The organism is Bacteroidales bacterium, from assembly GCA_016709865.1.
In the GTDB taxonomy this organism is placed as follows: Bacteria; Bacteroidota; Bacteroidia; order Bacteroidales; family VadinHA17; genus LD21.
The window spans coordinates 78270-90582 of sequence record JADJLX010000004.1 but is presented as its reverse complement, the minus strand read 5'-3'; the positions used below and the strand labels follow the sequence as shown (position 1 = coordinate 90582).

Here is a 12313-nt window from a genome sequence, read left to right as displayed (position 1 = left end):
TCGGCTTATTTTGATCTGAGATATTGTGTTGGCCATTTAATGTCTTCATTCAGTTCTTTTGCTGCACGAAGCGGGAAATAGGGATTTCTAAGCAACTCCCTGCCTAACAGAATCAGATCTGCCTTTTCCTCCTGTAGTATTGATTCTGCCTGTCCGGTTGAGGTTATTAAACCAACGGCAGAAGTAAGTATCCCTGTTTTCCTTACAGCATCTGAGAAAGGTACCTGAAACCCTGGCCCGGCAGGTATTTTGGCATTATGAACATTGCCGCCCGAAGAGCAGTCTATCAGATCCACCCCTGCCTTTTTAAGAACTGAGGCAAGTTTAACACTCTCTTCTACAGTCCAGCCTCCATCTGTCCAGTCGGTAGATGAGATTCTTACAAAGAGAGGATTTTCTGAAGGCCAGACCGATTTAACAGCTTCGATTACTTCCCTTAACAGACGAATCCGGTTATCAAAAGAGCCGCCATATTCATCGGTGCGATGGTTACTGATTGGTGACAGAAATTCCTGAATGAGGTAACCATGTGCACTATGTATTTCAATTACATTAAAGCCGGCGACCAGTGCCCGGTATGCAGCTGTTTTAAAACTTTCAATAATCTTGTTAATCCCTTCCTTAGTCAGTGATTCGGGGTTCCGGTCGCTTTCTAAAAATGGAAGTTCACTTGGTGCAACTGTTTTCCATCCGCCATTATTTTCATCAAGTTGCCTGCCTCCCTCATGCGGAACTGCACATGATGCTTTTCGTCCTGCATGAGCAAGCTGTATCGCGGCAACTGATCCATGTCTTTGCACAAACCGGGCAATCCGGGTAAGTCCCGGAATATGCTCATCGCTCCAGATACCAAGATCAGCAGGGGTAATTCTTCCTTCAGGAGCCACAGCTGTTGCCTCAACTATAATCAGTGCAGTGCCGCCAACAGCCCTGGTTCCATAATGTGTCAGATGCCAGTCGTTTGCCAGTCCGTCTGCGGCTGAATACTGGCACATAGGTGACATTACTATCCTGTTTTTCAGGGTGATATTCTTAATTGTAAGGGGTGAAAATAGCTTTGACATACTTCATAAAGATTTCATGGAAAGGAATATGATCTCAAAGGTAAAGGTTCTGTACGGAAAATCCATAAGCAAGTCAGATGCATAAATACAGGCATCAGGCATTTTTTCAATTAAACAGATCATTATCTTTATGAAGAAAAGGTATTCATTCATTAAAACAGTTTAAACATGAAGAAGGTTTTGTTGTTATTCTTTTCCTGCATTATTATATCGGCATCAGTATTGGCTCAGGATGCAGAAGCTAAACTGAAAGAAAAAGGAATTGTTCTTGTAAAACCATCCAGTCCTGTTGCCAATTATGTAAATGCTGTCAGGGTCGGTAATTTACTTTACCTGGCAGGCAAAGGGCCAACGAAACCTGATAATACAAACATTACAGGAAAGGTTGGCAAAGACCTGTCAATTGAGCAGGGATATGAAGCAGCCAGGCTGACTGCAATCAATCATCTGGCTGTAATAAAGAGTGAGCTTGGTTCGCTGAACAAAGTAAAGAGGATAGTAAAGGTTCTGGGGATGGTCAATTGTACCGAAGATTTCAAAGATCAGCCGAAAGTAATAAATGGTTACAGCGACCTGATGGTTGAGATTTTTGGAGAGAAAGGAAAGCATGCCCGTTCGGCAGTTGGTATGTATGCTCTGCCTTTTAATATGGCAGTTGAAGTTGAGGTGGTTGTGGAGATTGAGGATAATTGAGAGAGTATTATTGTTTAAAAGCTCAGGAAAACAACAGAACAGGTGGATTCAACTGACTTGCATAAAATTATTAATGTCCGCTTTCTGACTGAAAGCACATTTGTTTTGAGGTTCGACCGAGGCAAGATGGATTTTAAGCCTGGGCAACATATTATTGTTGGGCTGAAAGGAGAATTGAATCAGAGAGAGTATTCAATTTATAGCGGTGAGAATGACGATTACCTCGAAATACTTGTGAGGGAGGTTCCCGAAGGAAGTGTCTCACAGCAACTCAAAAACTGCAAGCCGGGTGATTTCCTTCAGGTTAACGGACCATTTGGTTCTTTTGGCATTGAGAAATTTGATCTGCTTACAAGGAAGCATGTCTTTATTGCCACAGGCACCGGAATTTCACCATTTCACAGCATGGTCAGATCTTATCCAGAAATTGATTATACTCTTATACATGGTGTAAGGTATGCAGATGAGGCATATGAAAGGGATGAATATGATCCCTCAAGGTATATTTTGTGCACTTCAAAAGAAACCACCGGAGGAAAAAAAGGCAGGGTCACCAGGTATCTGTCAGGTTTCCTGGTGAAATCGGGGATGTTGTTTTATCTCTGCGGAAACAGCAATATGATCTATGAGGTCAGCCACATATTACAAGACAAAGGGGTACCGTCTGAAAATATTCTGACGGAGGTGTATTTCTGAAGTTTTGCCCACGTTCCTTTGCCCCCTGCCCCCTGAAGGGGGTTCTGTAAGTCGCTGATAATGTGAAAGTCCCCTTTAGGGGATTTAGGGGCCTTCTTCATGTAATTAAAGTTCAATACCCACAGGGCAATGATCTGACCCGGTTATATCTTCGAGGATAAACGCCTCTTTTACTGATGGGAGGAATGCCTCACTTACAAGGAAATAATCGATTCTCCAGCCAACGTTTTTGGATCTGGCCCCCAGTCTGTAACTCCACCATGAGTATCTGTCAGTCTCATCGGGATGCAACCGGCGGAATGTATCGGCAAATCCATTTTGTATAAGCCGGTCCATACCATCAATCTCTTCCTTCATATAGCCGGCTGTTTTGTTGTAATTGGCTTTTGGACGGGCAAGATCGACAGGTTTATGTGCGACATTCAGGTCGCCGCAGATAATTACCGGTTTTGTTTTTTCAAGAGTTTTCAGGTAACCAAGAAAAGCTTTATCCCAGTCCTGCCGGTACCCCAGCCTTTTAAGCTCACTGCCTGAATTGGGAACATAGACATTTACCAGGAAAAACTTCTCAAATTCCAAACTTAATACCCGGCCTTCAGTATCATGCTCATCGATGTTAATACCTTTTGTAACATTCAGAGGCTTGATCTTAGAGATAACAGCTGTTCCTGAATAACCCGGTTTATTCGCAGAATTTGAAAAGATATGATATCCAATAAGTGGCTTAAGAGCCTCTTCAACCTGATTTTCCAGTGCTTTGATTTCCTGAAGACACAGAATATCTGCTCCCAGAAGTTCAATATCGGTAAAAAAAGTTTTCTTGGCAATTGCCCGAATTCCATTTACGTTCCAGGAAATTATTTTCATAGTTATATATCTGATTTAAAGTAAAAATAATTCTAAAGGATAAACAAACACTATGAGGATATGTTTGTGGTTTAAAAATTTTTCTAATCCCATCAGAGGCTTAAGTGAGCATCGCTCCCTTAACTGCTTCGTTGTTTATAATTTGTTTAACTGCGTCCCTGTAATCACCTGTGTTACGGGCCTTTTTAATTTTTTTCAGACCTTTTGGAGAGTTGGGAAAGGAGTGAATAAAGTACTCCCAGAGGGGATACATTTTCATCAGAAGATGTTTCTGTCCCGATAAAGCCTCTTCATATGAAGAAAAGAGGGCGTCGTGAAAAGAGTTAAATATTGCGTATCTGTTTTCTGGATAGACTGAATTATCAGTTTTTATCATAGCCGGTAAGAATGGGTCAGAAATCAAACCTCTGCCTATCATCCAGTTATTGATTGCCGGGAAACGATCTTTCAATTCCCTGAAACTTTGTACGGAAGTAATATCACCGTTATAAAAGATTTTATGAGATGTTAGTGCGAGGCACTCTTCAAAGGTTTTCAGATCAACATCTCCTTTGTACATCTGTTTTCCGATCCGGGTATGTATTGTGATATTTGCCAGACGGAATCTCTCCAGCACAGGTAAAACCTTAAATATCTCCTGCGGACTTTCATAGCCCAATCTCATTTTTACCGACACCTGAATATCTGTTTCTGCAAATACCCTTGTTAGAATTTCGTTAATCTTCTCAGGGCTACTGAGTAAACCAGAACCCATTCCCCGTTTTGCAACCATTGGATACGGGCAGCCCAGATTCCAGTTCAGCTCAGTATATCCAAGGTTTTGAATATACTTTGCCACAAACAAAAACTCATCGGCATCTTTGGTAATTATCTGAGGAACAAGACTAAGCGTACTATTATTTTCAGGCAGAATATCCCGTTCACTGCCTGGTTTTATCTCCATTTTTCCATTCAACCGGATATATGGAGCAATATACATGTCGATCCCTCCAAAAAACTTCTGGTAAGCATTACGAAACCTGAAATCAGTAAATCCCTGAAGTGGTGATGAATAAATTGTAGGCATAATTTTGTATCCGGTCTGGGACAAAAATAGTAAAACCGGACTCAAACATGGATTTTCATCTAAAATTAATCTTATGGGGTTCCGGAGATTGATTATTTATTAGATTTGAGTTGAAAACTGATATTATTCGAAATGAAAACCAACTACCTCATTTTTATTTTATTACTAAATTTTCTTTCACTTTGCGGACAGAATACCAGGAATCAGGAATTTTCATCAGGGCCTGCAAACGGGACACTCATTATAATTGGCGGAGGTGAAATAAGTGAATCGCTGAACAAAAAAATAATGGAAATCAGCGGAGGTCTTCAAATTCCGATTGTGGTTATTCCAACAGCTGACGGGCGGGAAAACTATGATGAAAATTTTGGTGAAGCAGGATTGCTCAGAAAAATGGGTGCAACCAATGTCACTGTTCTTCACACAAACGACAGAAATGTAGCTAATACCGAGGCATTTGTGAAGCCGCTTTTAGATGCTAAGCTGGTTTGGTTCAGTGGGGGGCGTCAATGGAGACTTGTTGACGCATATAAGAATACACTGACTGAAAAGATGTTATGGAAGGTTCTCGAAAAAGGAGGTACAATCGGAGGCTCTTCGGCCGGAGCTACAATACAGGGCAGTTTTCTGGTACGGGGAGATACAAAAAATAACCAGATTATGATGGGTGATCATCAGGAGGGATTTGGCTTTCTGAAGAATGTCGCCATTGATCAGCACGTACTAGCCAGAAACCGGCAGTTTGATATGTTTGAAATACTCAGGAATCGTCCGGAATTACTTGGAATTGGAATTGATGAGTCGACAGCAATAATAGTTAAGGGAGAGATATTTGAAGTTGTCGGGAAAAGCTATGTTGTCGTTTATGATGGGAAATTCTGGTCGAGGGAAGGATCAGAGTTTAAGAAATTACCAGAAAAAGGACAGATTTTCTATTTTCTGCGCGAAGGCGACAAATACAATCTTAGGGAAAGAAAAATTGTAAACTGATTTATCTTGCAATCCTGACAAGCTATAATTTGATTGTTTTTTTACATTCATTACCAATGGATGTTTATTTTTGCCAGATTTATTTTCAGAAATATGCAAAATCAGGACAATCAGACTTCAGCAGAACTAGCCAGTGATATCGCCGGGAAAACAATATTTTCCATTTTATTATCAATTAGCTTCTCTCACCTTCTTAACGATACCATTCAGTCCATTATACCTTCCATATATCCGGTGGTTAAAGATTCTTTTCACCTTAACTTCTCACAAATAGGGATCATCACCCTTGTATTTCAGTTAACAGCCTCATTGTTTCAGCCGCTTATCGGATTGTATACCGATCGTAAACCGCAACCTTATTCTCTTGCTGTAGGCATGGTTTTTACGCTCCTGGGGTTAATCCTCCTTTCTCAGGCAAATACTTATGCTTTGCTTTTGGTCTCGGTAGCTGTAATCGGAACAGGATCATCTGTTTTTCACCCTGAAGCATCGAAGGTTGCCTATATGGCTTCAGGCGGCCGCAGGGGACTTGCCCAATCCATTTTTCAGGTAGGTGGCAATATGGGAAGTTCACTGGGCCCCATACTTGCAGCTTTGATCATCGTTCCATTCGGGCAGTCGAGTATCCTATGGTTTTCAATACTTGCCCTGCTTGCGATTATTGTGCTTATCAATGTTGGTAGCTGGTATACTCAACATTTAAATATGCGGAAGAAAGTTACTGCAATATCAAAAGGGCATGATTTGTCGAAAGCAAAAGTCGCCTGGTCAGTAGGAATTCTTCTGATCCTTATCTTTTCAAAATATTTCTATATGGCATCCATCACTAGTTATTTTACTTTTTACCTTATTCATAAGTTCAGTGTATCGATACAAAGTTCACAAGTCCATCTGTTCCTGTTTCTTTTTGCAATAGCCACAGGAACACTTCTGGGCGGACCCATTGGAGACCGGGTGGGAAGAAAGTATGTTATATGGTTCTCAATCCTGGGTGTCGCGCCCTTTACTTTATTGTTGCCTTATGCCAACCTCTTCTGGACGACTGTTCTAAGTATAATGATAGGTGTGATACTTGCCTCAGCATTTTCAGCGATACTTGTTTATGCACAGGAACTTATTCCCGGCAAAATAGGAATGATTTCGGGATTATTCTTTGGTTTTGCCTTTGGCATGGGAGGATTGGGATCGGCTTTACTCGGAAAGCTGGCTGATGCAACCAGCATAGATTATGTTTATCATGTCTGCGCTTTCTTACCGCTTATCGGTGTGCTCACTGTTTTTCTGCCTGATATAGGAACTAAAAGAAAATAACAAGGATCCTCGCAACACGAGGTTCCTTTGATCTTTTATTGTTTTTCACGGATTTTCATTAAATCTGGCGGAAAGCCTGGCGAAATTTTCCAGTTATTGATTAATATTACTAATTATTAATGTACTGTAAATCAAATACAATATTATTATAAACATATTAATGTGTTAATAATCAAAAAAATGAAGATCAATTTATTGCTCCTGAAATTCTGTCTGTTGTCAGTGTTGTTTATTACCAATGCCTCTGCACAGCAGAAGAAACCACGTATAGGAATTGCCGGAATACAGATTGAAAACAGCGTTTTTATGCCCAACCGGCAGGCTTTGACAGGTAGGACGCTTTCTTTGCCAGCCTATCTTAGTAAGGATTCCGTTATGGGTCAGTCTGCAGTCTGGCTTCCTTCTTTAATTGGTGGAGGCAGCGGACGAGGGCCGGTAACCAGAGAATCATTTGAGACTTTTGTTAATAATGCGCTTGAGACTATCCGGAGTAACATGCCTTACGATGCATTCTGGTTTTACAATCATGGTGCTTGTAGTGTTGAAGGTGTTGATGATCCGGAGGGGGAATTTATGGAGAGAGTAAGGGCTGTGATAGGTAACGACGCCCTTGTCACAACAACTATGGACCTTCACGGAAATGTCTCCTGGCGTGTGGCTCTCTACTCTGACCTTATTACCACATATCGTAAAGCACCTCATGATGATGCGGTTGAATCACATCGTCGTGGCGTGGTTAATCTGCTTGAGCGATTATCGTCGGGAAAGGGACGTCCGGCTTATAAAGCCTGGGTAGCAGTCCCTGTACTTCTCTCAGGCGAGTGGACAAGTACCCGGGTAGAACCGGCCAAATCACTCTACGCAATGGTACCTGAAGTGGAGTCGTTGCCCGGGGTGGTGGATGCTGGTATTTGGATAGGCTATGTATGGGGAGACGAGAGACGTAATCAGGGTGTGGTTATGGTAGTAGGTGATGATAAAAATCAGGTGGAAAGCGGTGCAAAAAAGCTTGCTCAGAGATTCTGGGATGTGCGCCGGCAGTTCAGTTTAGAAGCGCCAGGGTATCCCCTCGAAAAATGCATTGATCTGGCTGTTGCCAGCAATAAAAGACCTTTCTTAATCAGCGATATGGGCGACAATCCTGGAGGTGGCGGTTCAGGTGAAGTGACCTGGACTCTGGCAAGAGTATTGAAGCGGCCGGAATTTAAGACTCCCAAAGGAAAAAGCCTGCTTTATTGCTCTATTCCGGGAAGCGAAATGGTGGAGGCCGCCCGAAAAGCCGGTATTGGTGGTCAGGCAGAGGCTTTTGTAGGCGCAATGACAGATAATTCATATGAAGCTCCTGTTCGTTTATCAGGTACAGTAATATATGTCACTCCTGTTCAAAAGAATGACCAGCAATCAGAAAGTAAATCACCCCCGAACAGGAGGCTTCCTGACATAGCGATTATTAAAACAGGAAGCATATATGTGGTTGTGGGGACATCTTCACCCACACCAAACTTGGCAGGTACAGGAATTGATCCTAAGAAAATGGATATTATAATGGTAAAGCAGGGTTATCTCGTGAGTCAGTGGTATGATATGCAGGCCGATTGGGTTATGGCTCAGACACGGGGAAGTGTTGATCAGGATTTTAAAAGTCTCCCATATAAACGTGTTGTAAGGCCTATTTTTCCACTAGATCCTGACATGCCGGATCCGGAACTGAATGTTATAATGGTACCTTCTGCAAAACAGATGTACGGCAGATAAAAAGTAGTAAACCTGGCGCAATAAGAAAAGTGTGAGTGTGAGAGCGAGTTATGAGAAAAAGAGTGAGTTCGTTCGCTCTCGCTCACGCTCTCACTCTTTTTAATGTGGGCCCAGCTGGGCTCGAACCAGCGACCCCCTGATTATGAGTCAGGTGCTACTAACCAGCTGAGCTATGGGCCCGAAATTTATTTTCTTCCAACCTGTCTTGTGCCCTAACCTCCCGATAGCTATCGGGATGAGCTATGGGCCCAATAAAATCGGACTGCAATATTAGTTATTTGAATGTAATTATGCAATAGTCTTATAAAAAGAAAAAAATCACATCTATTTTTTCAGGTATTCCATCAGTACATTGACTGCTTCATCCATATCGTGACCAAAGCTTAAAATACCTGCTCTGTCGCCTGCCATTATTATTATCCTTTTTTCAAAAACCTCCGGTTCCTTAAAGATCCTTAGGATATCTTTAGCAAGTCCGATAGTGCCATAATCCATTGAAGGATTTGTGGTTGGGACCTTATAGATTAGCTCGTTCCACAGCTCAATGCTGTGAACATGTACTACGGCATTGGCATCGGGATCGGCGGAATAGATAGCAGCATGTGTAAGAGATTCTGATGATGCTTTTAACGGACCAATACACTGTACGGCATTGTCGTCTATATTAAAAGAACTGACTTTTACATAGTGTCCGGGTTCAAGTTCTGACATCTCGCCTGTAGCAGATCCGGTAATAACAAACTGGTTACCACCCCGTATTCTCATACTTATGTTTCCGAACGCAACCCCGTTTTCGTAGGCTCCGATAAGATCCATGTTATAGAGGACCTCGCGCCAGTAGTTTATAATTTCATACTGTTCGTCTGAGATAACTGGTCCAGACTGGTTCCAGTGACAATTGAACTTTACGAACCCTTCCATATTAATTGAATTTATCTGAGAACATTATTTTTATGTCTTCTTCTGCAGCTTTGCAGATCCCCTTTTCTGTTATCAGTCCTGTTACTAATCTGGCCGGAGTTATGTCGAAGCCAAAGTTTGCGGCTTCTGTATTTTCCGGACAGATCCTGACAGACCTGATCTTTCCATCGCTAATTCCTGAAATGTGCGTGACCTCCTCCTGTGATCTTTCTTCAACTTTTATTTCTTTCAGTCCGTTGCTTATGCTGAAATCGATTGTTGAAGAAGGCAGTGCAGCATAGAAGGGAACATTATTGTCAAAAGCCGCCAGTGCTTTAAGATATGTTCCGATCTTATTGGCAACATCTCCTGTTCTTGTGGTGCGGTCACTACCTACTATAACAATATCGACCATCTTTTGTTGCATCAGATGGCCGCCGGTATTGTCGGGAATTAAAGTATGCGGAACGTTATTTTGTCCCAGTTCCCAGGCTGTGAGTTTTGCTCCCTGATTCCTGGGACGTGTCTCGTCAACCCAGACATGTACTTTAATTCCCTTTTCGCGAGCCAGATATATGGGGGCGGTAACAGTTCCATAGTCGACGCATGCCAGCCAGCCCGCGTTACAGTGTGTTAAGATGTTAACAGGATCTCCGTTCTTTTCCCTGCTTATATCTTCAATGAGTTTAAGTCCATGAATACCAATCTGCCGGCAATTCTCCTTCTCTAATTCGCAAATTTCAATTGCTGATGCCAATGCAAGGTCTGATAAAGATTTTAATGAATAAGTATAGCTAAGTTTATTCATTACTCTGTTAACAGCCCAGGCAAGGTTTACAGCGGTTGGGCGGCATGAGATCAGATACCGGGCAGCATTTGAAAGATGATCGCGGATATTTGTCTGGGAATTTATTTCGAGAGTTGACAGATAAATTCCAAAAGCAGCTGTGGCACCAATCAGAGGTGCTCCCCTGACTGTCATGTCATCAATTGCACAAAAAACATCTTCAACAGATCTGAGATCCCTGATTTCGAAAACAAACGGAAGTTTCTGCTGGTCAATAACCTTTATCACAGAAGGATCGGATTCGTCGACCCAAATGCTTTGATAATTTTTGTTTTCGACTAACATTTGTTTTCCCTCCGGCTTAGATTAATTATCAAAAATACGAAATAATAAACAATGAAGATGTTTCAAATGTTTCTGCTTTAAGAGCCCCTAAATCCCCTAAAGGGGACTTTTTTATTATCAAAGGGTTACAGTACCCCCTTTAGGGGGCAGGGGGCAACTCATCACTTTTCGAATTATCGACCAGTTTATTCGAAGATTTTGTGTTTTTTTTTATTTGTATTATCTTTGCCGGGAATGGGGAAATAATTCAAAATAACTCAGGATATGATTAATAAAGAGGAGTTTAGAAGAAAGGTAATTATTACTGCCGGGCAGATTTTCAGCCGTTATGGGTTTAAGAAAACCACTATGGATGAGATAGCAAAGGCTCTTAAAATGGGTAAAAGTTCAATATATTATTACTTCGAGAGCAAGGAAGATATCTTTGAGGCAGTAGTACTTTATGAAGCCAATATCCTTAGAAATGAGTTAACTACAGCTATAAAGTCGGTCGAATCTCCCCTCGATAAGATGAAGATCTATGTTTTTGTAAGGATGAAGTCGTTCGAAAAACTTTCAAATTACTATAATGCAATCTTCGATAAAAATCTCGATCACTTTGATTTCATTGAGACAATAAGGGAAAAGTATGACAGGGAAGAGCTGGCAATGCTGAGGCTCATTCTCTGGCATGGTGCCAGGAAGAAGGTTTTTAATGTGGTGAACAGCGAATATACCGCAATGGCAATTCAGACGACATTAAAGGGTCTGGAAGTGCCTCTGTTCTGGAAAAAGAAAGAGTTGAATATTGAGAACAGACTAAATGCAATTCTCGATGTTCTTTTCCACGGAATTGTAAAAAAGTAGTTATTTCCTCTTAATAACAGCAGTTTTCTTTGTTTTCAGGGTCCAGTACAACAGTGCAAATCCTAACAAAACAAACGGAATACTCAGCCATTGTCCCATATTGAGTTTCATTGTAGCCTCAAAAGCCACCTGATCTTCTTTCAGGAACTCAATAAAGAAACGGGCTGTGAAAATAAGGATACAGATCAGACTGATAAGTAATCCCTGATAGTGTTCTCCTTTTTTTCTCCAGTACAATTTATATAGAAGTATAAAAATGAAGAGGTAAGCCAGTCCTTCATAAATCTGAGTCGGATGTTTTGGTGCAACCTCGTGGTTTCTAAGGAACACGAAACCCCAGGGAACAGTCGTTTCAACACCGTAAATCTCAGAATTCATCAGGTTTCCCATCCTGATAAAGAAGCCGGAGAGGGCGACGACAATTGCCACGCGGTCGAGAGTCCAGAAATAGTCTTTCTTCTCTTTTTTCCCGAAAAGCCACACAGCTATAAGAATTCCGATTGATGCGCCATGACTTGCAAGTCCCCCGTGCCAGATCATTAAAATCTCGAGAGGATTCTTCAGGTAATATTCAGGTTCATAGAAAAGGCAATGCCCTAATCTGGCGCCAATAATTGTTCCAAGGGCCATATATATTGTAAGACGATCGAGAACTGCTTCATTGAGGTTTTCGTTTTTGAAGATCCTGTTCATAATGATATAACCAAACAGGAAGGAAGATGCAAACAACAGCCCGTACCATCTTACGGCAAAGGCACCGATCCTGAATATCTCGGGATTAACATCCCAGGGAATTATAAGTATATGCATGTTTAACCTCTTTTACAATAATTCCAAAGTTAGAAAATAATGTTAAAAGATGAAATCCATTAACCACAAAGGACTCAAAGGAATATCACGAAGGGCACAAAGTACTGAAAGGCAAAAGCTTAACTTTGTGTCCTTTGAGAGCACTTTGTGTACTTTGTGGTTAAAAAGATGTTTATCGAAATA

General features: G+C 41.4%; 12 protein-coding genes and 1 tRNA gene. 6 read left to right on the top strand and 7 right to left on the bottom strand.

Annotated features, from left to right (window positions below):
• Nucleotides 1–5: 5 nt before the first annotated feature.
• A complete protein-coding gene (gene namA, locus IPJ16_08665) occupies nucleotides 6–1064 on the bottom strand; it encodes an NADPH dehydrogenase NamA (GenBank protein MBK7627247.1) in 1059 nt (352 codons plus the stop codon).
• Nucleotides 1065–1232: 168 nt separating this feature from the next.
• Here namA and IPJ16_08660 point away from each other — a divergent pair, with 168 nt between their 5' ends.
• A complete protein-coding gene (locus tag IPJ16_08660) occupies nucleotides 1233–1757 on the top strand; it encodes a RidA family protein (protein ID MBK7627246.1) in 525 nt (174 codons plus the stop codon).
• A gap of 126 nt (nucleotides 1758–1883) precedes the next feature.
• Entirely contained in the window at nucleotides 1884–2453 is a 570-nt protein-coding gene (locus tag IPJ16_08655; protein MBK7627245.1) for an oxidoreductase, read from the top strand.
• Nucleotides 2454–2558: 105 nt separating this feature from the next.
• Here IPJ16_08655 and xth read toward each other — a convergent pair whose 3' ends face one another.
• Both xth and IPJ16_08645 read right to left on the bottom strand, forming a co-directional pair.
• On the bottom strand, nucleotides 2559–3320 hold the full coding sequence (xth, locus tag IPJ16_08650) for an exodeoxyribonuclease III (GenBank protein MBK7627244.1): 762 nt from the start codon (nucleotides 3318–3320) through the stop codon (nucleotides 2559–2561).
• A gap of 100 nt (nucleotides 3321–3420) precedes the next feature.
• Nucleotides 3421–4389, bottom strand: coding sequence for a tRNA-dihydrouridine synthase family protein (locus IPJ16_08645; protein ID MBK7627243.1), 969 nt, complete (start codon nucleotides 4387–4389; stop codon nucleotides 3421–3423).
• A 129-nt stretch (nucleotides 4390–4518) separates the two neighbouring features.
• Here IPJ16_08645 and IPJ16_08640 point away from each other — a divergent pair, with 129 nt between their 5' ends.
• The 3 genes from IPJ16_08640 to IPJ16_08630 all read left to right on the top strand — a co-directional run bounded on the left by IPJ16_08640 (nucleotide 4519) and on the right by IPJ16_08630 (nucleotide 8442).
• Nucleotides 4519–5376, top strand: a complete 858-nt coding sequence (locus IPJ16_08640; GenBank protein ID MBK7627242.1) for a cyanophycinase — start codon at nucleotides 4519–4521, stop codon at nucleotides 5374–5376.
• A gap of 93 nt (nucleotides 5377–5469) precedes the next feature.
• On the top strand, nucleotides 5470–6687 hold the full coding sequence (locus IPJ16_08635; GenBank protein ID MBK7627241.1) for an MFS transporter: 1218 nt from the start codon (nucleotides 5470–5472) through the stop codon (nucleotides 6685–6687).
• A 180-nt stretch (nucleotides 6688–6867) separates the two neighbouring features.
• On the top strand, nucleotides 6868–8442 hold the full coding sequence (locus tag IPJ16_08630) for a M81 family metallopeptidase (protein MBK7627240.1): 1575 nt from the start codon (nucleotides 6868–6870) through the stop codon (nucleotides 8440–8442).
• Between the two features lie 105 nt (nucleotides 8443–8547).
• On the opposite strand, the gene IPJ16_08625 is transcribed toward IPJ16_08630, so the two are convergent.
• From IPJ16_08625 to mtnA, 3 genes are all read right to left on the bottom strand, one after another.
• Nucleotides 8548–8622 (bottom strand) — tRNA-Ile (locus IPJ16_08625).
• Between the two features lie 144 nt (nucleotides 8623–8766).
• On the bottom strand, nucleotides 8767–9363 hold the full coding sequence (locus tag IPJ16_08620) for a class II aldolase/adducin family protein (protein MBK7627239.1): 597 nt from the start codon (nucleotides 9361–9363) through the stop codon (nucleotides 8767–8769).
• 1 nt (nucleotide 9364) lies between these two features.
• The gene (gene mtnA / locus IPJ16_08615) at nucleotides 9365–10474 is read right to left on the bottom strand and encodes an S-methyl-5-thioribose-1-phosphate isomerase (protein MBK7627238.1); all 1110 of its coding nucleotides are present in this window, start codon (nucleotides 10472–10474) and stop codon (nucleotides 9365–9367) included.
• 264 nt (nucleotides 10475–10738) lie between these two features.
• On the opposite strand from mtnA, the gene IPJ16_08610 reads away from it, so the two are divergent.
• On the top strand, nucleotides 10739–11320 hold the full coding sequence (locus IPJ16_08610; protein ID MBK7627237.1) for a TetR/AcrR family transcriptional regulator: 582 nt from the start codon (nucleotides 10739–10741) through the stop codon (nucleotides 11318–11320).
• On the opposite strand, the gene lgt is transcribed toward IPJ16_08610, so the two are convergent.
• Nucleotides 11321–12130 carry a prolipoprotein diacylglyceryl transferase gene (gene lgt, locus IPJ16_08605; protein ID MBK7627236.1) on the bottom strand — a complete coding sequence of 270 codons (810 nt, stop codon included), beginning with the start codon at nucleotides 12128–12130 and terminating at the stop codon, nucleotides 11321–11323.
• Nucleotides 12131–12313: the final 183 nt, after the last annotated feature.